The organism is Cupriavidus sp. FW305-46 (assembly GCF_058787075.1).
Genome location: NZ_JBYSZI010000002.1, coordinates 118,001 through 140,691 on the forward strand (window position 1 = coordinate 118,001; position 22,691 = coordinate 140,691).

Here is a 22,691-nt window from a genome sequence, read left to right on the forward strand (position 1 = left end):
GCACCAGTGTTCCGGTGCTTTGCTTTTCTCGTCATTTGCATGACCGTCAAGAAGATACGTTCGTCGCGTACGGTAGCCGTTATGCGTTGAGGAAGGAAGGTGGATTATTCAGATATCGCCATTGTTTTCGATTGAATGATAATTCCAATTGAAATTAAGGGATGTCCTATATCAATCTCGTTTCGCCATGATCTATAGGGTCGTTCCGTGCGATTTCGTTCGCCTTGTGAAGCGTGAAGAGTAAGCACAAAGGAAAATGACCCGACACGGAGCGACAGCCCGGGATGCGTTCTTGAGATTGGCGCCCTCTCCCACTTTGCGGGGAGCGTCCGCGGGACAGGTGGCAGCCCGCCCCGGGTCTCCGTAGCCTCAGCCGCTTGGCCTCAGCCCCGCATGAACGGGCAGCAGTCCGTTTCAAAACCGATGCCGCAACCCCACGCTCACCGACTTCGCATCATCCCCGCTGCCCGGATCGATCACGATGCTGTTGTTGCTCACGCTGCCGCCGGGGCTGTTATGCACCAGCACCGCCCGCACATAGGCGGTGGTGCGCTTGCTCAGGTCATGGTCCCACCCCAGCGTCACCGCCAGCGGCCGCTGGCCGCCGCCCAGGATCTGGCGCTTGAGTGCGGCGGCCTTGAAGGTGTCGCGCTGCGTCACGTTCCAGCTGAAGGTCACGCCGTAGTGGCGTGCCGAGCGGGTCTCGGGCCGGTCGCTGCTGGCGGCGCTGTACAGCAGGCCGATCTCCACCGGCTTGAAGCGATAGGAGCCGCCGACGAAATGGTTGGAAGTCAGCGTCGGTTCCACCGGCACGTTGGCGCCCGAATACATCCCCTGGTAGGAGTAGAACGCGTAGACGTTGCCGGCCTCGTAGGTCGCATTCATGCCGAAGTTCAGCCCTGAGCGCGCCGACCCCGGCACCTCGCCCGGGGCCACGGCCGCGCCAAAGGAGAAGCCGCCCCACTTGGGCGAGAAATACTGCACCGCGTTGTCGAAGCGGGCGCCGTAGGCCACGTGCCCGGTGCCCTGCGATGCGGTCGCGCTCAGCAGGTTGAACGGCGACACCGCGCCATTGAGCAGGAACGGATCCAGCCGCAGCAGCGCATAGAACGACGGCGTGTATTGCCGCCCCAGCCGGAACTCGCCCCAGTTGCCCGACAGGCCCAGATAGGCCTGCCGCCCGAACAGCCGGTTGTTGCCGAAGAACTCCGTGCCGTTGTCGATGTTGAAGCCCGACTCGACCAGGAAGTTGGCCTTGAGCCCGCCGCCCAGGTCCTCGATGCCGCGGATGCCCCAGCGCGACGCGGCCTGCTGGCCTTCGCGCATGCGCACCACGCTTTCCGAGCCCCTGGCGTATTCGATCGATGCATCGACCACGCCGAACAACTGCATCGTGCCGGCCACGGCATTGCCCGCGGCCAGCGCCGCGCCCATCACCATCCACTGTCTTGCCTTCACGCTGCCTGTCTCCCGTTGTTGTTGTGGTCCAGCCTTACTTCGCCTGCAGCCCCGCCACCTTCACCACCTCGCCCCACGCGGCCAGGTCGGCGCTGACCAGCTTGCCCAGGTCGGCCGGGCTCGACGGCGCGGCAGGCTGCAGGTTCATGGCGGTGAATTTGTCGCGGTCGCCCGGTGTCTGCAGGATGCGGTTCACCTCGGCGTTCAGCCGGTTGACGATCGGCGCGGGCAGGCCCCTGGGGCCGAAGATCGCGACCCAGCTGGCTTGCTGGAAGGGCACGCCCTGCTGCGACATGGTCGGCACGTCCGGCGCCGTCAGCAGGCGCTCCGGTCCGGAGACCGCAATGCCCCGGATGCGGCCGGACTTCAGGTGCGGAACCGACGAGATGGCGTCGGTGATGCCGATGGTGACGTGGCCCGCGGCCAGGTCGTTGCTGCACTGGGTGGCGGTCTTGTAGGGGATATGGCGCAGGTGGATGCCGGTCTTGGCCTTCAGGTATTCCATGGCCAGGTGGCCGCCCGAGCCCACGCCCCATGAGCAGTACGCCAGTTCCGTCTTGCTGGACCTGGCGTAGGCAATCAGCTCCTGCAGGCTGTGCACCGGCACATTGGCGCTGACCGCGAGCAGGTTGCCGCCGGGCTGGCTGGGGCGTGCGATGGGGGTGAAGTCCTTGATCGGGTCATAGGGCAGCGACGGCGTGGTCCACGGGTTCACCGTCATGGTCGCGGCATAGGTGAACAGCAGCGTGTAGCCGTCGGGCGCGGCGCGCGCCACGGTCTCGTTGGCGATGATGCCGTTGGCGCCGGGGCGGTTGTCGACCACCACCGGCTGCCTGAGCGCGGCGGTCAGGCGCTCGGCCACCAGCCGTGCCGTCTGGTCGGTCACGGTGCCCGCGCCCGAGGGCAGCACCATGCGGATGGGCTTGCTGGGGTATGGGGCCTCGGCGTGCGCGCTGGCGGCGCCCGCCAGGGCCAGCGCCGCGGCCAGGGCTGCTATGCGCGTGGCACAAGCCCTGCGGGCGCCAGTGTGCTGGCTGCTCATATTCCTGTCTCCGTTGCGGCGCATTGGCCGCGCATGCCGGTGCGTTGCCGGCGTGTCATGGGTGGGCGCACCGGGCACCGGCCCGGGCGCCCTGGCTGAACCGGCTCAGGCTTGCGCCTGCGCGGCGTGATCGAGTGCCGCCAGCCGTTCGTAGTGCCAGTCGGCATCGCCGAACAGGTTGGCGTGGGCTGCCAGGCGCTTGTAGCAGTGGCCGATTTCCATCTCGTCGGTCATGCCCACCGCACCGTGCAGCTGCACTACGTCTTCGCCGAGCGCGCGCCCGGCATCCGAGACAAAGGCCTTGGCATGCGATACCGCGCGCATGCGCGCCACCGCATCGCCATGCAGGGCGTTGGCCGCCAGCTCGGTGATGGCGCGTGCCTGCTCGACGCTGACATAGAGGTCCACCAGCCGGTGCCGGATCACCTGGTTGGCCGTCAGCGCGCGGCCGAACTGCTCGCGCGTCACCAGGTAGTCGCGGGTCAGGTCGAACGCGCGCGACATGGTGCCCACGGCTTCGGCGCAGGCCATCACCGTGGCCTGGTCGATGGCGGCTTCCACCAGCGGCCAGGCGCCGTCCACCGGGCCGATGCGCGCGCTGTCCGGCACGGTCGCGCGGCGCAGCGTCACGCTGGCGGTCTGGCGGCCGTCGTAGGTCGGCAGCGCATCGACGCTGATGCCGCGCGTGTCGGCCGGCACCGCGAACAGCGTCAGGCCGTCGCGGTCGCGGCGCTGGCCGCCGCTACGTGCCAGCACCAGCAGCACCGCGGCGCTGCCGCCGCCCAGCACCAGGGTCTTGCGGCCGTCCAGCGTCCATTGCCCCGGCTCATGCTGTTGCGCGGTGGTGCTGATATCGAAAGCGTCATAGCGTCCCTGCGTTTCCCATGCGGCCAGCGCCAGCATCGCGCCACCCTCGGCCATCGCCGCCGCGATCGCGGCGTGGGCGGGATCGCCGCAGGCGGCCAGCAGCGGCGCGCACAGCGCGGCATTGGCCAACCAGGGCTCGGCAGGCTGGGCGCGGCCCAGTTCCTCGGCCAGCAGGGCCTGGTCCGCGGCATCGCCCAGGCCGCCGCAGGCTTCGGGCAGCCCCACGGCCAGCCAGCCCATTTCGGCAAATGCCTGCCAGTGCTTGCGCGAGAAGCCATCGGGCTCGGCCAGCGCCGCGCGGCGCTGCTCGAAGCCGTAGCCGCGCTCGACATAGCGCCGCACGCTTTCCTGCAGCATGCGGCGATCGTCCGTTGAATCGCTCATGTGTTCAGTCCTTGTCCTGAATTGCGGGCACGATTGGAGCCACTACAGGCCCAGCACCTGCTTGGCCAGCAGCTCGTGCTGGATCTCGCTGGAGCCGCCGGCAATGGTGTAGCCGCGGGTGACGAAGCGGCGCGCCGATGCCGCCGCGGCGTACGCCGACTGGCCCGCTTGCGGCACGGCGGGCTCGAAGTGCGCGGCGCGGTCATAGGCCAGCGTGTCCGGCCCCAGCGCATCGACCGCCAGGTTCTCGATGTCCTGGATCAGCCGGCTGCCCAGCAGCTTGAGCATGCCGGTCTCCGGCCCCAGCGTTTCGCCGGCGCGCGCGCGCTTGCGAAAGCGCAGCACGGTTGCAGCCAGCGCTTCGAGCCGCACCTCCAGCGCGCGCATCCGGCGTGCAAACCACGGGCGCTGCGACAGCGGCTGGCCGCCCTCCTCCAGCTCGTCGCCGATGGCGCGCACCTTGGCCAGGCGGCGGCGGTTCTCCGCCACGCGCGCCAGGTTCAGCCGCTCATGCTCGAGCAGGGACTTGGCGATGGTCCAGCCGGCGTTCTCTTCGCCGACGAGGTTCTGCACTGGCACTTCCACCTCGTCGAAGAACACCTGGTTGAACAGGTGCCAGCCATGGATGCCCACCAGCGGCCGCACGCTGACGCCGGGGCTGCGCATGTCGATCAGCAGGAAGCTGATGCCCTGCTGCGCGCGCGCCTCGGTATCGGTGCGTACCAGGCAGAAGATCCAGTCCGCGTACTGCGCGTAGGAGGTCCAGATCTTGCTGCCGCTGACCACGTAGACCTCGGTGCCGTCGGGCCGCGTCCTGCGCACCGCACGCGTCTTCAGCGACGCCAGGTCGGAGCCGGCGTTCGGTTCGGAATAGCCCTGGCACCACCAGTGCTCCTGGTTCAGGATGCGCGGCAGGAAGTACTGTTGCTGCGCCGGCGTGCCGTAGCGGATCAGGATCGGGCCGATCATCTCGAAGGTGATGCCGCCGCTCTCGGGCGCGTGCGCCAGCACCAGTTCTTCCTGGAACGCGGCGCGGCGCTCGGCGCTCCAGTTGCAGCCCTGCCATTCAGGCGGCCAGTGCGGCGCCAGCCAGCCGCGTTCGGCCAGCCGGTGCTGCCAGTCGACCAGCTCTGGCTTGCTGAGTTCCAGTCCGAGGCGGACTTTCTCGCGCACGGCATGGGGCAGCGACCGGGCGACGAACTCGCGCACCTCGCGGCGGAAATCCTGCAGCGACGCGTCGTCGTCGGTGGTGATGGAATCTGTCATGGAAATATCGGTCCTCAGGAATGCTTGTCGCGCGCAGCAGATGCCATGCGCCTCGTCGCGGCGCGCATGCCGCCCTTGATCGCGGCCACGCCTTCCACCGGAAAGCCGCCGATGGTGGCGGCCAGGCCGCGCGCGCGGTCCAGCACCTCGGCGTCTTCGACCAGTTCGGTGGCAATGCCCAGGCGCAGCAACTCCGGCGCGGGCACGCGGTCGCCAAGCAGGCACAGGCGCGCGGCCACGGCCTCGGAATGGCGCAGCGCCAGCCAGTCGGCATTGCGCGGCGCCGCCATGCCCAGGCGGATCTCGCCGATCTGCAGGAAGGCCCCGGCGCCGCACACCAGCAGGTCGCCGGCCAGCGCCAGCGCCGCCCCCCCGTTGATGGCATGGCGCTCCAGCGCCACGATCCATGCCTTGCGGCTTTGCAGCAGGCCCAGGTGGACGCGCTCCCAGACCGGCGCAAACGCGGCCAGCCCGCCCGGCTCCGCCTGCAGTGCCTGCAGGTCCAGGCCGGAACAGAAGGCGCCGTCGGCGCCGCGCAGCAGCACGGCGCGCACGCTGTCGTCGGCGGCCAGGGTCTCGATGGCGTCGCCCAGCGCGCGGGCCAGCGACATGTCGACGGCATTGCGGCGGGCCGGGCGGTTCAGCACCACCTCGGCCCAGCCGGCATGGCGCTGCAGCAGTACGGGGGCTTGGGGGGTGTTCATGCGGGCTCCTGCTGGGCTTGTTCCACGCCGATCGCGCCGGCGCGGGCCATGGTGTGAATCTCCGCGGCGCTGTAGCCAAGTTCGGCCAGCACCTTGGTCGTATGCTGGCCGAGGCGCGGCACCGCGGGCATCGCCCCTGCCGGCATGCTGGCCATGGTGAAGGGCAGGCCCGGCAGCTCCAGCTGGCCGCCCTCGCCGTCGTCAACGGCTTGCAGCACGCCGCTGGCGCGCACGTCGGCGCTCGCGTTGACCTGGTGATAGTCACGCACCACGCCCACCACCACCTGGTGGCGCTCCAGCAGCGCACGGGCGGCGTCGCCGCTCAGGTGGCGCATGGCGTCGTGCAGGATGGCCAGCAGCGCCGGGCGGTTCTGCACGCGCAGCACATTGCAGGCAAAGCGCGCGTCCTGCGCGAGCGCCGGCTGGCCGATGGCCTCGCACAGGCGCGTCCAGTGTTCGTCGAGATAGGCCGACAGCACGATATGCCCGTCCGCCACCGCGATCACATCCGCGGCCGGCGCCGCCTTGGGCTGGCTGTTGCCGCTGCGCACCGGCAGCGCGCCGGAGCACTGGTACTCGGCCCACAGCTGGGCCTGCATCTGCACGCCGACCGAAAGCAGCGAGGTCTCGATAGTCTCGCCGGCGCCGGTGCGCTCGCGCCGGAACAGCGCCGCCAGGATGGCGTTGCCGGTCGCCAGCGCGGTGGCCGCGTCGATCAGCGCGAAGCCGGCCTTCAGCGGCTGCCCGCCGGCCTCGCCGGTCACGGACATCATGCCGCTCTCGGCCTGCGCGGCAATATCCAGCCCGGGCCGCGTGCGCGACGGCCCGCGTGTGCCGAAGCCGCTGATGGAGGCATGGATCAGGTCGGGACGCGCCGCGCGCAGCGTGGCGGCGTCCAGCCCCAGCGCTTCCATCACGCCCGCGCGGGTGTTGTGCAGCACCACGTCGCTGGCCAGCGCCAGCCGCCGTGCGGCGTCCAGCCCGCCGGGCGTGCGCAGGTCCAGCGCGATGCCGCGCTTGCCGCGGTTGTAGGCCAGGTACATCGGGCTCTGCGGGCTGGTGCCGTCAAAGCGCCGCGCACTGTCGCCGCGCAAGGCCTCCACCTTGACCACGTCGGCGCCCAGGTCGGCCAGCATCATGGCCGCACCCGGCGCCGCGATGAACTGCCCGAACTCCGCCACGCGTATGCCTGCCAGCGGCAGGTCTTGCCGGTTCGCCATGCGATCCCACTCCTGGAAGATGCCGGCGCTGCCGGCGGTTTGCGACGATGTGGAGCGATCATGCGTTGGCACGGCGCATCACGGCAGATGCCAAAACTGCTTCGGTGCAAACCAGCGGTTAGCACCCTGGGGTTATCCCGAACCCGCCGGAATGCCGCTATGCTGTGCGCCCAGTGCGTCGTTTGAGTGGAGCCAAATCCATGCGTCTGAGCCAAGTCCAGGACTTCATCGCCGTGGCCGAGCACGGCAGCATCCGCGCCGGGGCCCGTGCGCGCGACGTGTCGGCACCGGCACTGACCAAGAGCATCCGCCAGCTGGAAGAGGAGCTGCATGTGCCGCTGCTGACCCGCACAACCCGCGGCGTGGTGCTGTCGCGCTACGGCGACGCCTTCCTGCGGCGCGCGCGGCTGATCGCCACCGAGGCCCGCAAGGCCAGCGAGGAAATGGCGCAGATGCTGGGCGCGCGCAACGGCGTGGTGCGCGTCGGCACCACCCGCGGCCCGGCGCATGTGCTGCTGCCCGCGGTGGTCAAGCGCTTTCGCGTGCAGCATCCCGACGTGCTGGTGTGCATTGACAGCTGGGGCTACCCGACCCACCTGGACGAACTGCGCTCGGGCGTGATGGACATGGCAGTCAGCCCGGTCCCGGATGAGGGCATCGAGCGCGAATTCACCTGCGAGCCGCTCTACAACAACGACTCGGTCGTGATGGCGCACCGCGAGCATCCGCTGCGCAACGCCCGCAGCCTGCGCGAACTGATCGGCTCGGACTGGATCCTGACCGGCCAGCGCATGCACGGCCCGGGCGCCGCCATCCTCGATGCCTTCCGTGAACGCGATCTGCCGTTGCCGCGCGTGGCGGTGCGCTGCGACACCATCGGCATGATCGAGCACCTGATGCAGGACCGCCACCTGCTGTGCATGCTGCCGCGCCAGATGGTGGCCGGCCGGCTGGCCGCCAATGGCCTGGTGCCGTTGCCGATCGAGGACAAGCTGCCCAGCCACACCGTCAGCCTGATCTACCGCGCCGATTCGCCGATGACGCCGGTGGCGGCGCAGTTCGCCACCCTGCTGCGGCGTGAAGTCCACTATCTGTCCAACCTGCCTGACAGTCCGCTGCGCCGACTGGACTGAAGGCAGCCGCTACCGCAGCGCGCGCCGGCGGGGAACTCCCTGCACCCGCGCGGTGCTAACCAGCGGTTTACACCTGAAATTCCAAAACCTCCGCCGGGCCGCACCGGCGCTTGGTTTGCGGCCGGTACGCCGCATCCCGGCGGGACTTTCCCCAATCCCCGGGATGCCCCTTCTTGCGTGACAGTTGCGCTGGACGCGACCTGGTTCGCTGAGGAGGCAAGCATGCAGGACATTGAGGACCGGCCGGCGGCACTGGTCACTGGCACCGGTATCGAAAGCGTTGGCGACGGCGTGTGGCTGCTGCACGGGCAAGGGCAGAGCTTTGTCGCCGACGTGGGTGGCGGCCTGCTGGTGGTCGACAGCGGTCCCGGCGGGCGCGTCACGCGCGGCATGATCGAGGCGCTGCGCACGCAGACCGGGCTGCCGGTGCTGGCCATCTGCTACAGCCACGGCCATATGGGCTACAACGCCGGCCTGCAGCAATGGCTGGACCACGCCGCCGCGCGCGGCGAGCCCGCGCCGCGGGTGCTGGCCCACGTCAATGTGCTGGCGCGGCAGGCGCGCTACCGCGAGACCCAGCGCATGCAGGAGCGCATGGCGGAGATCCAGTTCCGCCAGCCGGCCGGCGCGCTGGCGGGAAAGCTGGTCCACATCGAACCCACCGAGACCTTTGCCGATGGCCTGACGCTGGGCCGGGGCGAGCGGCGCGCCGAAATCCTGTGGGCACCGTCCGAGACCGACGACGCCGTGGCGGTCTGGCTGCCGGGCCGGCGCCTGCTGTACGGCGGCCCCGCGGTGATCGATTCGATCCCGAACATCGGCACCCCCTTCCGCACCATGCGCGACACCGTGCGCTGGGCCGATACGCTGGAACGTTTGGCCGGCCTGCAGCCGCGCACCGTGGTGCGAGAGTTCGGCGCCACGCTGCAGGGCGAGGACGAATGCCAGCGCGTGCTGTGCCAGACCGCCAGGGCCTTGCGCTGGCTGCGCGCGGAGGTGGTGCGGCTGATGAACGCCGGCTGCAATGAACGCCAGGTGCTGGCCGCGCTCAAGCCGCCGGCTGAGCTGTTCGACCAGCCCTGGATGCGCCCCACCTATGGCGACCCCAGCTACATCGCGCGCGACATCTACCGCTCGGAGAACGGCTGGTGGGACCGCAATGCCACCACGCTGCATCCGGCCGCGCCGCAGCGGGCGGCGGCCGAGATCGCCGCGGCCGTCGCCGACCACGGCGCACTGATCCGCCACGCGCAGGCCCTGGCCGCGCGCGGCGACACGCAGCTGGCGCTGCACGTGATCGACGTGCTGGCGCTGGCGCCCGATGAAACGCCCACCGTGCGCGAGGCCCGCCAGCTCAAGGCCGCCTGGCTGCGCCAGCGCGCCACGCAGATCCGCAGCTATGTGTCGCGCAGCCTGTATGGCGCGGCCGCCGACGCGCTGGAAAGCGACGCGGCGGACAACTTCGGCATGCACTAGGGCCTGTTCACATATAAAACGTACGCGCGTTGGCCCGAGCCGGGGTCAGCTACGCGAAGGGCGTCGCCGCAAAGGGTCATTCCCTTTGCAAGGCGCCCGACAAAGTAGATGGCCCCGGCTCGGGCCAACCCGAAGGGCAAGGGGGATACGCGGCGCATGGCGTCGTTGCCAGCCGCTTGCTTGGAATGACCAAGCGGCGCGACTGGCGCCTAGCCCTGCGCCGCGTATCCCCCTTGCGCGCGCACGTTTTATATGTGAACAGGCCCTAGGGAGACGCCATGCCACAAGCAATGAACCCGGTTCCGACGGAACTGCCTGGCAACGCGCGCCGGCGCGACGTGCTGCGCGCGCTTGCCGCACTCGGTCTTGGCGCGGCGGCCGGCCCGCTGTGCGCCAGCAATGCCTGGCCCGCCAAGCCCATCCGGCTGGTGGTGCCGGCCCCGCCCGGCGGCGGCACCGACCTGTTCGCGCGCGCGCTGGCCGCATCGCTCGGCAAGGCGCTGGGCCAGACCATCGTGGTCGACAACAAGCCCGGCGCGACCGGCATCATCGGCAACGATACCGTGGCCAAGGCCAGCCCCGACGGCTACACGCTGCTGTTCACCTATGCCGCCACGGTGGTGATCAACCAGACCCTGCAGCCCAGGCTGCCCTATGACGGCCTGCGCGACCTGTTGCCGGTGGCGCAGGTCGGCGCGGGCGGCAATTTCCTGGTGGTGACGCCGGACTTCCCGGCGCGCACGCTCAAGGAGTTCGTCGCCCACGTGCTCAAGCGCCCGGATGCATACGACTACGGCTCGTGGGGCATCGGCTCGGGCGGCCACCTGACCATGGAAGCCCTCAAGATGCAGACCGGCATGAAGCTGCGCCACGTGCCGTACAAGGGCGTGGCGCAGATCCTGACCGACATGCAGGGCGGCGTGGTCAAGGTGGCCTTTGTCGATACCTCGTCGTCGCTGCCGCTGATCCGCGCCGGCAAGCTGCGCGCGCTGGCCATCAGCGGCACGCGCCGCGCGCCGGCCACGCCGGACGTGCCGACCATGACCGAACAAGGTTACCCGTTCGATACCGACAGCTGGTATGGCCTGTTCGCGCCGGCCGGCACCAGTGCCGCCATCGTGCAGCGGCTCAATGCGGAAGTGACCCGCCTGCTGGCTGACGCGCCCATGCGCGAGCGCTTCCTGCAGCTGAACATGGGCATGGCGCCCGCCAGGAGTGCCGAGCAGTTCGCGCGGACCGTGCGCGACGACGTGGGCGTGTGGGGCAAGGTGATCCAGGCCAACCACATCACGGTCGACTGAAGACCACCAGGGGACGCTGTTCTGGCGCGGCTTGCCGGAATCGTGGCGCTGCGCTTCAGTGCGAGAACAGCACCGGCACCGTCATCGACTCCAGCACCACCCTGGTCACGCCGCCCAGCACCAGCTCGCGCAGCCGGCCGTGGCCGTAGGCGCCCATCACGATCAGGTCGGCACCAAAGTCCGACGCTCGCGACAGGATCAGCTCACCGATGGCCAGGTCGCCACCGCCCGGGCCGTGCTCCACCTCAACTGCCACACCCTGTCGCGCCAGCACGTGCACGGCGTGGCTGACCGGAGTGGCATCGGCACGCGGCTCCCTGGCGGCATGGGCGCCCAGCACCCGCGCGCGTGCCCCGGCCATCAGCGGCAGCGCGTCGTGCAAGGCACGCGCGGCCTCGCGGCTGCCATTCCAGGCCACCAGCACGCGTGTGCCCACGGTGGCGAAAGCGCCGGAACAGGGCACCACCAGCGCCGGCCGGCCGCTCTCAAGCAGCAGCGCCTCCAACAGCTGCCGCGCCACCGGGCCTTCAGCGTTGTCGGCGTCGTACTGGCCGGAGACGATCAGGCCGGCCTCGCGCGCCTCGCGCAGCGCCAGTGGCACCGGATCGCGCTCAACGATGCGCCAGTCGCAGGCAACCGCCAGCTCGCGCGTGGCGGCCTCAAAGGCACAACGCATGTTCTCGCGCTGCAGCCGGCGCCGCTCCTGGTCTTCGGCCAGGCAGCGCTGGGCATTGTTCATGCGGTAGAACCAGCTGGGGTCCGGCACGCGCCCGGCCAGCAGGCCGATCAGCGGACACTGGCTGGCGGTGGCAAGGCGTGCCGCAACCTGCAAGCGCTGCATGGCCTGCCGGTTGCCGTCGAGATGGACCAGGATGCTGTCGTACGCCATGATGCCCTCGCGTCCGAATCTTTTGCTTTCAGTCTAGGCCGCGTCGCAGGCAATGCATGCCGACTTGCCGATCGCGCCAGCAACGGTGGTGCGCGGTGCGCCAGCGCCGGCACGAACCAGTCGACTTCCTCCTATATCGATGTCGGAACCTCACCGACGGCGAGCGTGCAGGCCAGCCACTAGTATGCATTCAGCAACCAGCACGCCCCCACGAATCCTGGTGCCGCAAGCGGCATCGTGGCCGCGGCTGCGCGCTGCGTGGACCGAGACCGCAAGCACAGGAGGAGCGCCATGGACCGCCGACAGTTTCTCAAATGGGGAAGTTTCCTGACCGTCACCGTTGCCACCGGCGGCCTGAGCGCCTGCGGCGGCGGCGACGACCCGGAACCCGACACCGGCAATCCGGAGAACTTCAATTTCGTCCATGGCGTCGCCTCGGGCGATCCCAAGCCCGACAGCGTGGTGGTATGGACGCGGGTGGAAGGCAGCAACGGCAAGCGGCCGGTGGTGGTGCGGCTGCAGGTGTCGACGCAGCCTGACTTCCCGCCGCCGAGCCTGCTGGTCAATCAACCGCTGATGGCCCTGCCGGACTGGGACTACACCATCCGCAACAAGGTCACGGGCCTGAGCCCCGGCACCCGCTACTACTACCGCTTCCTGCTGGGCAACCGCCCCAGCACCGTCGGCCGCACCCGCACCGCGGCAGCGGCCGGCACGCCCTTGTCACAGCTGCGTTTCGCCTTTGTCAGCTGCCAGGACTGGAATGCCAACCACTGGGCCGGCATGGAAGAACTGGCGCAGCAGGAGCTGGACTTCATCGTCCATGTCGGCGACTACATCTACGAGGCCGTCCCGGGCGGCTCGCGCGCCGGCAATGTGGAGGATCGCCACGGCGTGCTGCAGCTGCCCAATGGCACCGCGCTGCCGGACGGCAGCGTCTACGCCACCACGCTGGACGACTATCGCCACCTGTACCGCAGCTATCGCACCGACGCGCGCCTGCAGGCCCTGCATGCCGCGTTCCCGATGATTGCGATCTGGGACGACCATGAGTTCGCCGACAATTGCTGGCAGGACCGGCAGACCTACGACTCCGACGACGACCTGACGCCGCGCACCGCGCGCCGGCGCGCTGCCAACCAGGCGTGGTTCGAGTTCATGCCGGCCGATGTCAGCCTGGACGTCAACAACCCGTCGTTCCAGAACATCCAGATCTATCGCTCGTTCACCTTCGGCAATCTCGCCACCCTGCTGATGACCGACGAGCGCCTGTACCGTGCCGACCACATCATCTCCGAGCAAACCACCGGCCGCGCAGTCGGCGCGCTGTACTTCGTCCCGGCCGAGACACTGGCCGCGGCCGAAGCGCAGAAGATTGCCGCCGCCGGCGGCACGCTGACACCGGTGTCGATGCTGGGCGATGCGCAGCGCGCGTGGTGGCAGGACCGCGTCGGCGCCGACGCCACCACGTGGAAGCTGTGGGCCAACCAGCTGTCGCTGTTGCGCATGCAGGTGGATGTGATCCAGGCGGTGGCGCGGCTGATCGCCAGGGCGCTGGTGCTGGCCAACAATGCCCTGTCCTCGCTGGAGAGCGCCATTGCCAATGCGCTGGCCGACGACTTGCGCGCGGCCAAGACCGCCGGCACCTATGCCAACCTGGCCTACACGGCGCTGCGCAATGTACTGGCGCAGGTCGGCATCGACAGCGCCGCGTTCGATGCCAACATCAAGCCGCTGATCGAAAGCCGGTTGCCGGCCATCGCGCTGCTCGACCGCTTTATCCTCAATGCCGACCAGTGGGATGGCTACAACGCCGAGCGCAAGAACCTGATGGCGTTCCTGAAGAACAACGGCGTGCGCAATGTGGTGGCGCTGAGCGGCGATATCCACGCCTTCTTTGCCGGCCAGGTGATGGACGACTACGATGCGCCGACGCCAGCGCCGGTGATGGTGGACCTGGTCACGGCCGGTCTGTCTAGCAACTCCCTGCTCAGTTCATTCCGCTCGATCGTCGACAACGACCAGGCCTTCGCCGCGCTGCGTGAACTGGTCTACAGCAACGTGGGCGGCGCGGTGGTGAACACCTTCGACACCACCTTGCGCGCCTTCAACGCGTGGCTGCGCCACGCCGACTCCAACGCCGAGGGCTACGCGCTGGTCACCCTGACGCCCGAGAAGCTGAGCTGCACCTTCCATACGCTCAAGCTGCTCGAAGGCGGCACGGCTCCGGCGCTACCTGCCACGGCGAGCACGCGGCTGCTGGAGGTGGCGGCCGGCACCGCCGATGTGAGCGTGACATAGCCATCCGGACGGACCGGCACGCCGGGCCCTCAGTAGCCCGCCTGCCGGTCCACCTGGTTCAACAGTTCACGCCCGTCGCGCGCGCGCCGCAGGTTGTCGATGCATTGCCGCGCCACCAGTTCGTACGAGGGGTCGGCCGCGATATGCGGCGTGGCCTCGATGCGGGGATGGGTCCAGACCGGATCGTCCGCCGCGGGCGGCTCCTTGGCAAACACGTCAAGCGCCGCGCCGGCAAGGTGGCCTTCGTCGATCAGTGCGACCAGGTCGGGCTCGACCACATGCTCGCCACGCCCGACGTTGATCAGGAACGCCCCCTTGGGCAGCCGCGACAGCGTCTGGCGGTTCAGCATGCCCTCGGTGCGCGGCGTCAGCGGCAGCGTGCAGGCCAGGATCTCGCTCTGCGCCAGCATCGTATCCAGCCCGTCGTCGCCGGTGAAGTCGGTCACGCCGGGCAGATGCTTGGCGCTGCGACTCCAGCCGCTGACCGGGTAGCCGATGGCGGCAAACATGCGCGCCACCTCGCTGCCGATCTCGCCCAGCCCCAGCACACCCACGCGGCAGCGCGACACATCGCGCCCCGGGTGGCGCTTCCATTCGCCGCGGCGCTGCTGTTCGGCGTACCGGCCGAGCGCGCGGGTATGGCGCAGCGCCATCGCCAGCACGTAGTGGGCGATGCCGGTCTGCTGGCCGGGATCGACGATGCGCGTGACCGGCATGCCAGGCGGCAGGTCCGGCGCCGCCAGCAGCTTGTCGACGCCCGCGGTGGCGGCGCAGACCAGCCGCAGCTTAGGGTAGGCCGGCAGCACGCCGGGCTTCAGGCCCCAGGCGATGATGGCTTCGACCTGTTCCACGACGGCGGCCTCGCGGCCGTTCCACACGGTGATGTCCGGCGCGGCTTCGCGCAGCGCGGCAGTGATGGGAACCGCCATGAACGACGGCAGGTGAACGAGGATGGCCATGGTCAGTTGCGGTAGTCAGGGTTGATGCGGTCGAGGCGGCGCAGCAGGCCCGGCCAGGCCAGGTTGGAGCCCTTGCCCTTGGTGGCCTGGCGCGCCTGCTGGCCCATGTTGGCGCTGGCGGCTTCGGGCACCATGGTCAGCGGCGTGCCGCCGCTTTGCGCCAGGATCTGGATGCGGCAGGCGGACTCGAGCGTGTACATGGTCAGGAAAGCATCGGATACCGTGCGCCCGCACGTCAGCAGGCCATGGTTGCGCAGGATCATCTGCTTGCAGCGGCCCAGGTCGGCCACCAGCCGCGCCTTTTCGTCCTCGCGCAGCGCCACGCCCTCATAGTCGTGGTACGCCAGCCCGGTCAGCGCGAACATCGACTGCTGCGAGATCGGCAGCAGGCCCGCCTGCTGCGCCGAGACGGCGACGCCGTGCGAGGTATGCGTGTGCATCACGCAGCCGACTTCGGGGCGCGCCTCATGCACGGCGCTGTGGATGATGAAGCCGGCCGGGTTGACGTCATACGGCGTTTCCAGCACGGGCTGCCCTTCGTGGTCGACCTTGACCAGGCTCGATGCCGTGATCTCGTCGAACATCATCCCGTACGGGTTGATCAGGAACTGGTCCGGCGCTTCGGGCACGCGTGCCGAGATATGGGTGAAGATCAGGTCGTCCCAGCCAAAGTGGGCGACCAGGCGGTACGCGGCCGCCAGGTCCACGCGCATCTGCCATTCGGCGTCGGAGACGCGGTCCCTGATTGAATCGACGAGCTGGATTTGCGCCATATGCGTACACCTCCCCGGGGCATGTGAGTCATTGAATCGATGCATTGTCCGGGCGCACCGCGCCAAAGTCTGTTAAGTATTGGACAATCTCGGCTCCAGCAGGAGAGCGATGTGAAGGCTGATGTGAAGAGTGGATCGAGAGCGGTGGAGCCGGTGCGCACGCTGCCGCGCAGCGTGCTGGCCAGCGGCTGGCTGCGCAATGCGCCGCCGGGCGTGCTCGATGCCGTGGCGAACGCCGCACGCCGCCTGCGCTTTGGCGACGGCGAGATGATCTTCGCGCGCGGCGATCCGCCCACCTACTTCTGCATGGTGCTGTCGGGCCGGGTGCGCATGAGCCGGGTCAGCACGGGCGGGCGCGAGTCGGTGTACTCGGTGATCGGGCGTGGCCGCTGGTTCGGCGAGATCTCGCTGCTGGACGGCAAGCCGCGCACGCACGACGCCTTCGCCGTCGGCAACACGGAACTGATGGTGCTGAGCCAGCGCGACTTCCACCGCATCCTGGCCGCGCATCCGGAAGGCATGCAGCTGATCGTGCAGCAGATCTGCGCGCGCCTGCGCGTAGCGTTCGACCACGCGCAAAGCGCGGCGCAGGCGCCCATCGACGCGCGCATGGCGGCGCGCCTGCTGGAACTGGCCGACCGCACCGACCATGTCGTGCGCATCAGCGCTGAGGACCTTGGCGACATGGTCAACCGCTCGCGCCAGACCGTGGCCAAGTACCTGCAGGCGTGGGAAGACGCGGGCCTGATCCGCCGCGAGTACCGCCAGATCGAACTGCTGGACCCCGCGGCGCTCAAGCGATTGGCCCGGCGTTGACGGCCGCGCAAGATTTGCAGGCCGCGCGCGCAATTAACCTGCCCTGGCCGCGATGGCAAGGCTGGTTAACGACCGTTGCAAAATCAAACAGAATGTCAGGTGCCGCGGCGCTACAGTGACTGTTCCCTTGCCTGTAGGCGTTCTAGGAGGTACACGAATGAAGCAACATCTGGCGAAATCCCTGGTCGTGGCTGGCGCGATGATCGCGTCCTACCCGCTGTTTGCGCAGCAGGCTCAGCCCCTGCAGCCGAGCCAGCCGATGCCAATGACGCAGCCGATGCAGCCGATGCAATCCACTCAGCCGGTGCAGTCCGCCCAGCCTGTGCAAGCCATGCCGTCGGCAGCGCCGTCGGCCCAGGTGGCACCCGCAGCGGGCGGCAGCTATGCCCAGGCTCCGGTGCAGGCGGCCCAGCCGGGCATGGCGCCGGCAGCCGCCGACCCGACCATGGCAGGCAGCCCCGCCTCGGCCGTGGACCCCGCCAGCATGAGCCTGGCCCCCGATGCGCTCGGCTCGCGCCTGGGCCAGCGCAGCGCGTTCCTCGACGGGGCCTGAGCTCCCGTCTCAGCGCAGGCCCGCATCGCGCGGGCCGCGCGCCACCCTCACCCCGCTTCCCCGGCGCGCGCCGCTTCAGGTCGCCGCGGCCGCCTGCCCCTGCTGCTGCAGCCACTCCAGGAACGCGCGCAGATGCAGCGGCTTGTCGGCATCGCGCGGCACCAGCGCATGATAGGTATTGCCCGGTGCGCGGATAGCGGCAAACGGCGTCGCAATGCGCCCGCCCGCGCGGTCCGTTTCCAGGGTCGGAAAGGTGCCGATGGCAAAGCCAAGGCTGTCCACCACCGCCTGCAGCGTGACAAAGAAATGGTCGAAGCGCAGCGTGCGCACCGGCAGCAGCGAGGCATGTCCCGCCTGCTGCAGCCACGATTCCCAGCTTCCCGGCCGGGTCTCCGTATAGAGGAAGACGCCCTCCACCAGGTCCTCGACACCCTGCAACGGCACCTGCTCCAGTATCGCCGGACTGGCGATCACCGTCTGGTACTCCGAAAAGATCGGCACTGACTCGAACTGCTCGCCACGTTCGAGGGTGCGCCGTATCGCCACGTCAAAGGTGCCGTTGAATCCCGCCTCGTTGCTGAAGGCGGTCGACACACGCACATCGACCTCCGGCTGCTGGCGCCGGAAATCATCCAGCCGCGGGATCAGCCAGCGCATGGCAAAGGTTGCCGGGGCATTGACGCGCACCACCTTGCGCGTGGCAATGCGGCCATAGCGCTCGGAAGCGGCGCTGATCTGGTCGAACGCCGTGCTGATCTCGCGCGCGAACGCCTGCGCGTGGACAGTCGGCACCATGCGCTGGCCCTGGCGGATAAACAGCGGCTGCCCCAGCCATTGCTCCAGGATCTCGATCTGCCGGCTGACCGCGCCATGGGTCAGGTGCAGCTCGCGCGCGGCCGCCGAATAGCTGCCGGCGCGGGCGGCAACCTCGAAGATGCGCAGGGCGTTGAGCGGGGGCAGCTTGTGCGGCATTGTGAGATTTCCTGACAGGATCTGGAAAATAAACTCGATTGTGAGAGCTTATCGCCTAACTTAGCATGGGTCTCAGGCAAATCCCATTCACAATCCCTCCGCAAGAGACGCCATGAGCACCCAGATCCAGGTCAACGGCCACCACTACCAGCTTCCCGCCCGCCCCACCGTCATCGTCTGCATCGACGGCTGCGAGCAGGAATACATCAACCTTGCCGTGCAGGCGGGCGCCACCCCCTTCTTCGCCAGCCTGGCCAAACGCGGTACCGTGCTGACCGGCGATTGCGTGGTGCCATCGTTCACCAACCCCAACAACCTGTCGATCGTGACCGGCGTGCCGCCGTCGGTGCACGGCATCTGCGGCAACTTCTTCTACGACACCGAAGCCGGCGCCGAGGTGCTGATGAACGACGCCCGCTACCTGCGCGCCCCCACCGTGCTGGCCGCGGCAGCGCAGGCCGGCGCATCGGTGGCGGTGGTCACCGCCAAGGACAAGCTGCGCGCGTTGCTGGGCCACGGCCTCAAGGGCATCTGCTTCTCGGCGGAGAAGGCCGACCAGGCCACCATCGAAGACAACGGCATCGACGACGTGCTGCGCAAGGTCGGCATGCCGCTGCCCTCGGTCTACAGCGCCGACCTGTCCGAGTTCGTGTTCGCCGCCGGCGTGGCCTTGCTGGAAACCGTCCGCCCCGACCTGATGTACCTGTCCACCACGGACTACATCCAGCACAAGCATGCCCCGGGAACGCCGCAGGCCAGTGCCTTCTACGCCATGATCGACAGCTACCTGCAGCGCCTGGACGCGCTCGGTGCGGTCATCGGCGTCACCGCCGACCACGGCATGAATGCCAAGACCGATTCGCTGGGCAAGGCCAACATCCTGTTCCTGCAGCAGGTGCTGGACGAGCGTTTCGGCGCGGACGCCACGCGCGTGCTGCTGCCGATCACCGATCCCTACGTCGCCCACCATGGCGCACTGGGCTCCTACGCGACCGTGTACCTGCCTGCCGGCACCGATCAACAGGCCGTGCATGAAGCCATCGCCGCACTGCCCGGGATCGAACTGGTGCTGGACAAGCGCGCCGCCAGCGAGCGCTTCGAGCTGCCGCCCGACCGCATCGGCGACCTGGTGGTGGTCAGCGAACGCCTGACCGTGCTCGGCACCACGCCAGCGCGCCATGACCTGAGTGGCCTGGATGCCCCGCTGCGCTCGCACGGCGGCCTGTCCGAGCAGAAGGTGCCGCTGCTGTTCAACCGCAAGGTCACTGCGCCCGCAGGCCAGCGGCTGCGCAATTTCGACATCCTGCGGCTGGCGCTGAACCACGCGGACTAAGTCCGGTGTGTGCCGGCCTGGCCGGCACGCTTCCTCAACAAGCAGATAAGGGTGGCCGCGAAGACAGCCACCACCAGGGGGCGGCGCCATGCAAATCCTGCTTTCCCTGATGTCCGGGGTCGCACTACTGATCTGGGGCGCGCATGTGACGCGCCACGGCATGCTGGAGCTGTTGGGGCCGCGCTTGCGGCTGGTGCTGGCCGCGGGCACGGCCAGTCCCGCGCGTGGCTTCCTGGCCGGGCTTGGCGTGACCGCGCTGATCCAGAGCAGCAGCGCGACGGCGCTGATGACCAGCGCCTTCGTGGCAGGGGGCCTGGTTTCGTTGCCGGCGGCACTGCCGATCGTGCTCGGTGCCGACGTCGGCACCAGCCTGATGGCGCGCTTGCTGTCGGTCGATATCTCCTGGCTCTCGCCACTGCTGCTGGTGATCGGCATTGCCCTGCGCCTGTCCGGCAAGGCCGGCCTGCGCGGACAGGCCGGCGAAGTCATCGTGGGACTGGGGCTGATCACGCTGGCCTTGCAGCTGATCCGCCTCTACGCCGCGCCGCTGCTGCACGCCGAGATCGTGCGCGCCATCTTCACCTCGCTTGGCAACGACGCACTGCTGGCGCTGGTGATCGGCGCCCTTGTGACGTTGCTCGCGTACTCCAGCCTGGCCGCGGTACTGCTGACTGCAACGCTGGCCATGGGTGGTGTCATCGGCCCTGCCACCGCCTTGCCGCTGGTGCTCGGCGCCAATCTGGGCAGTGGACTGATAGCCTGCCTGGCCAATTCCGGCAGTGCGCCTGCTGCCCGGCGCGTATCGCTCGCGAACCTGATCTTCCGGTTCGTGGGGATACTGGCATTCCTGCCGCTGCTTGACGCCATCCCCTGGCTGCTGGCGCGCCTGGGCAGCAGTGCCGGCACCATGGCCATCGACTTCCACATGGCCTTCAACCTGACCCTGGCCGCAACGCTGATCTGGTTTGTCAATCCGGTGGCGGCCCTCTGCACCCGATGGCTGCCTGATGCGCACGACGACGCGGCGCCCGGCGGCGCGCGCTACCTGAGCCAGGGCGACCTGCGGCACCCGTCCGTCGCGCTGGGCAATGCCACGCGCGAGGTCGTGCGCATCGGCGACGTGATCGAGGAGATGCTCAATGGCATGAAGCTCTCGATCGTGGGCAACGACCGCGCCGCGAACGCCCGCTGCCGCGCGCTGGACGACCGCATCGACGACCTCTATTCCTCCGTCAAGATGTACCTGACCGACGTCGACGCCGGCAGCCTCGACGGCGAGGATGCCGCACGCTGGGACGCGATCATGCTGGTCAATATCAACCTGGAGTACGCGGGCGATATCGTCGAACGGATCCTGGTCGACCTGGACCAGCGCAAGCTCGCCCGCAACTTCTGCTTCTCGGCCGAGGGCAGCGCCGAACTGCTGGAACTTTGCGACATGCTGGTGGCCAACCTGCGTACCAGGATGTCGCTCTTTGTTGCCAACGACCGCGCAGCGTCGGCGTTGCTTCTCGAATGCGCCGGCGACTTCCAGGCGCGCGCCGAGCGCTTCACCGCCCGCCACATTGCCCGTGTCGCGCAGCGCCGTACCGCAAGCGTGGAAACCAGCGCCCTGCACCTGGACACCCTGCGCGAGCTGTCCCAGATGAACGCGCTGCTGTGCGCCGCGCCGGCAGGCATGCCCGGCGCCCTGCGCGAAGACACTTCGTTCCTGGCTGCCGGCAACCACGGCACGCCGCACGCACAGGAACGCCTGCTTAGTCCGTGACCGCCAGGACCGGGCGCTAACTACCAAGGCAACGAATATGTCTTGGTGTTGGTAAAGCTCTTCATCGCCTCCAGCACGCCTTCCTTGTAGCCCAGGCCGGAGTCCTTGATGCCGCCGAACGGCGTCAGCTCCAGGCGATAGCCCGGCACCTCGCGCACATTGACGCTGCCGACCTTCAGCTCCCGCACAAAGCGCGTGATGTAGTCGAGCCGGTTGGTGCAGACCGACGACGAAAGGCCGTAGGCGGTGCCGTTGGAGATGCGGATCGCATCTCCAATGTCCCTGAAGCGGATCACCGGCGACACCGGCCCGAAGGTCTCATGCCTGGCCACGGTCATTTCGGGATCAACATGATCGAGCACCGTCGGCGAATACAGCGCGCCGCGCCGGATATTGCCGTAGCGCAGCGTGGCCCCGGCGGCAATCGCTTCATTGACCACCGCCTCGAACTGGATCGCCGCGGCTTCGTCGATGACGGTGCCCATGTCCACCTTCGGGTCCATGGGATCGCCGTAGCTGAGCGCTTCGGTCTTCGCCACCAGCAGGTCGACAAAGCGGTCCGCCACCGACTCATGCACCAGCATGCGCTTGATCGCCGTGCAGCGCTGCCCGGAGTTCTTGTACGAGCCGCTGGCGGCCAGCGTGGCGGCCTCTTCCAGGTCGGCGTCTTCCATCACGATGATCGGGTCGTTGCCGCCCAGCTCCAGCACCTGGCGCTTGTAGGTGGCCGTGGCGGCGATGTACTTGCCGATCGGCACGCCGCCGGTGAAGGTCACCAGGTCCACGTCCGGGTGCGTCAGCATCTCGTCGGCGATCTCGCGCGGGTCGCCGGTGATGACCGACAGCATCTGCGGCGGCAGCCCGGCCTCATACAGGATATCGGCCAGCAGGTAGGCCGCCAGCGGCGTCTTCTCGCTGGGCTTGAGCACCATGCGGTTGTTGGTGGCCACCGACGGCGCCACTTTGTGGATCACCTGGTTCAACGGGTGGTTGAACGGCGTGATCGCGGTGATCACGCCCAGCAGCGGCTCGCGCAGCGTATAGACCTTGCGGCTCTTGCCGTGGTGGGTCAGGTCGCACGAGAACACCTGGCCGTCGTCGACCAGCGCCTGGTTGGCGGCAAACAGCAGCACGTCAGAGGCGCGGCCCACCTCGTACAGCGAATCCTTGCGGCACAGGCCGGATTCCAGCGTGATGGTGCGCGAGATCTCATCCAGGCGCGAGGCGATGATCTCGCCCGCGCGCATCAGGATCTTGTAGCGTTCATAGCGCGTCAGCGTGGGCTGGTAGTCGCGCGCGATGCGGTAGGCGCGGCGCACGTCGTCGAGCGTGGCCTTCGGCACGGTGGCGATGACTTCGCCGGTGTACGGATAGGTCACCTCGATCACGTCTTCGCGGTAGATCTTCTCGCCGGCGATGCGCAGCGCTTCGTGGCGGATTTCGGGGGTGGCTTGCAATGCGGTCATGAGCTTGCCC

Annotated in this window: 19 protein-coding genes; 8 read left to right on the top strand and 11 right to left on the bottom strand. The window is 68.7% G+C overall.

The window, feature by feature from the left end:
* Positions 1-414 precede the first annotated feature (414 nt).
* The 6 genes from AC3WON_RS01530 to AC3WON_RS01555 all read right to left on the bottom strand — a co-directional run bounded on the left by AC3WON_RS01530 (position 415) and on the right by AC3WON_RS01555 (position 6,941).
* The gene (locus AC3WON_RS01530) at positions 415-1,440 is read right to left on the bottom strand and encodes a porin (RefSeq protein WP_010813380.1); all 1,026 of its coding nucleotides are present in this window, start codon (positions 1,438-1,440) and stop codon (positions 415-417) included.
* A gap of 52 nt (positions 1,441-1,492) precedes the next feature.
* Positions 1,493-2,500, bottom strand: coding sequence for a Bug family tripartite tricarboxylate transporter substrate binding protein (locus AC3WON_RS01535; RefSeq protein WP_492319140.1), 1,008 nt, complete (start codon positions 2,498-2,500; stop codon positions 1,493-1,495).
* A gap of 105 nt (positions 2,501-2,605) precedes the next feature.
* Entirely contained in the window at positions 2,606-3,751 is a 1,146-nt protein-coding gene (locus AC3WON_RS01540; RefSeq protein ID WP_492319139.1) for an acyl-CoA dehydrogenase family protein, read from the bottom strand.
* 42 nt (positions 3,752-3,793) lie between these two features.
* The gene (locus AC3WON_RS01545; RefSeq protein ID WP_492319138.1) at positions 3,794-5,017 is read right to left on the bottom strand and encodes an acyl-CoA dehydrogenase family protein; all 1,224 of its coding nucleotides are present in this window, start codon (positions 5,015-5,017) and stop codon (positions 3,794-3,796) included.
* A gap of 14 nt (positions 5,018-5,031) precedes the next feature.
* Positions 5,032-5,721: an enoyl-CoA hydratase/isomerase family protein gene (locus AC3WON_RS01550; RefSeq protein WP_492319137.1), complete on the bottom strand. Its 690-nt coding sequence runs from the start codon at positions 5,719-5,721 to the stop codon at positions 5,032-5,034.
* Complete coding sequence (locus AC3WON_RS01555) at positions 5,718-6,941, bottom strand: CaiB/BaiF CoA transferase family protein (RefSeq protein WP_492350954.1); 1,224 nt, start codon at positions 6,939-6,941, stop codon at positions 5,718-5,720. The genes AC3WON_RS01550 and AC3WON_RS01555 overlap by 4 nt, the downstream gene beginning before the upstream one ends.
* Before the next feature lie 200 nt (positions 6,942-7,141).
* Between AC3WON_RS01555 and AC3WON_RS01560 the strand changes: the two genes are divergently transcribed.
* The 3 genes from AC3WON_RS01560 to AC3WON_RS01570 all read left to right on the top strand — a co-directional run bounded on the left by AC3WON_RS01560 (position 7,142) and on the right by AC3WON_RS01570 (position 10,851).
* Positions 7,142-8,074 (top strand): LysR family transcriptional regulator, encoded by a 933-nt coding sequence (locus AC3WON_RS01560; protein ID WP_010813374.1) that lies wholly within the window; start codon positions 7,142-7,144, stop codon positions 8,072-8,074.
* A 222-nt stretch (positions 8,075-8,296) separates the two neighbouring features.
* Positions 8,297-9,550 (top strand): alkyl sulfatase dimerization domain-containing protein, encoded by a 1,254-nt coding sequence (locus AC3WON_RS01565; RefSeq protein WP_492350955.1) that lies wholly within the window; start codon positions 8,297-8,299, stop codon positions 9,548-9,550.
* Between the two features lie 278 nt (positions 9,551-9,828).
* The gene (locus AC3WON_RS01570) at positions 9,829-10,851 is read left to right on the top strand and encodes a Bug family tripartite tricarboxylate transporter substrate binding protein (RefSeq protein ID WP_492350956.1); all 1,023 of its coding nucleotides are present in this window, start codon (positions 9,829-9,831) and stop codon (positions 10,849-10,851) included.
* Between the two features lie 55 nt (positions 10,852-10,906).
* Here AC3WON_RS01570 and AC3WON_RS01575 read toward each other — a convergent pair whose 3' ends face one another.
* The gene (locus AC3WON_RS01575) at positions 10,907-11,740 is read right to left on the bottom strand and encodes a universal stress protein (protein ID WP_492319133.1); all 834 of its coding nucleotides are present in this window, start codon (positions 11,738-11,740) and stop codon (positions 10,907-10,909) included.
* A gap of 291 nt (positions 11,741-12,031) precedes the next feature.
* On the opposite strand from AC3WON_RS01575, the gene AC3WON_RS01580 reads away from it, so the two are divergent.
* Positions 12,032-14,041 (top strand): alkaline phosphatase D family protein, encoded by a 2,010-nt coding sequence (locus AC3WON_RS01580; protein ID WP_492340459.1) that lies wholly within the window; start codon positions 12,032-12,034, stop codon positions 14,039-14,041.
* Positions 14,042-14,070: 29 nt separating this feature from the next.
* Here the strand turns inward: AC3WON_RS01580 and AC3WON_RS01585 are convergent, their stop codons facing one another.
* Both AC3WON_RS01585 and AC3WON_RS01590 read right to left on the bottom strand, forming a co-directional pair.
* The gene (locus AC3WON_RS01585) at positions 14,071-15,000 is read right to left on the bottom strand and encodes a 2-hydroxyacid dehydrogenase (RefSeq protein WP_492350957.1); all 930 of its coding nucleotides are present in this window, start codon (positions 14,998-15,000) and stop codon (positions 14,071-14,073) included.
* A gap of 2 nt (positions 15,001-15,002) precedes the next feature.
* On the bottom strand, positions 15,003-15,773 hold the full coding sequence (locus AC3WON_RS01590; protein WP_492319131.1) for a class II aldolase/adducin family protein: 771 nt from the start codon (positions 15,771-15,773) through the stop codon (positions 15,003-15,005).
* A 111-nt stretch (positions 15,774-15,884) separates the two neighbouring features.
* Between AC3WON_RS01590 and AC3WON_RS01595 the strand changes: the two genes are divergently transcribed.
* Together AC3WON_RS01595 and AC3WON_RS01600 are read left to right on the top strand one after the other, a co-directional pair.
* Positions 15,885-16,589: a Crp/Fnr family transcriptional regulator gene (locus AC3WON_RS01595; protein ID WP_492319130.1), complete on the top strand. Its 705-nt coding sequence runs from the start codon at positions 15,885-15,887 to the stop codon at positions 16,587-16,589.
* A gap of 157 nt (positions 16,590-16,746) precedes the next feature.
* Entirely contained in the window at positions 16,747-17,142 is a 396-nt protein-coding gene (locus tag AC3WON_RS01600; protein ID WP_492350958.1) for a hypothetical protein, read from the top strand.
* Between the two features lie 75 nt (positions 17,143-17,217).
* Here the strand turns inward: AC3WON_RS01600 and AC3WON_RS01605 are convergent, their stop codons facing one another.
* Positions 17,218-18,114, bottom strand: a complete 897-nt coding sequence (locus AC3WON_RS01605) for a LysR substrate-binding domain-containing protein (protein WP_492319128.1) — start codon at positions 18,112-18,114, stop codon at positions 17,218-17,220.
* Between the two features lie 112 nt (positions 18,115-18,226).
* Here AC3WON_RS01605 and phnA point away from each other — a divergent pair, with 112 nt between their 5' ends.
* Positions 18,227-19,447: a phosphonoacetate hydrolase gene (gene phnA / locus AC3WON_RS01610; protein ID WP_492350959.1), complete on the top strand. Its 1,221-nt coding sequence runs from the start codon at positions 18,227-18,229 to the stop codon at positions 19,445-19,447.
* An 88-nt stretch (positions 19,448-19,535) separates the two neighbouring features.
* Positions 19,536-21,215, top strand: coding sequence for a Na/Pi cotransporter family protein (locus AC3WON_RS01615; RefSeq protein ID WP_492350960.1), 1,680 nt, complete (start codon positions 19,536-19,538; stop codon positions 21,213-21,215).
* A 20-nt stretch (positions 21,216-21,235) separates the two neighbouring features.
* On the opposite strand, the gene phnY is transcribed toward AC3WON_RS01615, so the two are convergent.
* Positions 21,236-22,681, bottom strand: a complete 1,446-nt coding sequence (phnY, locus tag AC3WON_RS01620; RefSeq protein ID WP_492319125.1) for a phosphonoacetaldehyde dehydrogenase — start codon at positions 22,679-22,681, stop codon at positions 21,236-21,238.
* Positions 22,682-22,691 lie beyond the last annotated feature (10 nt).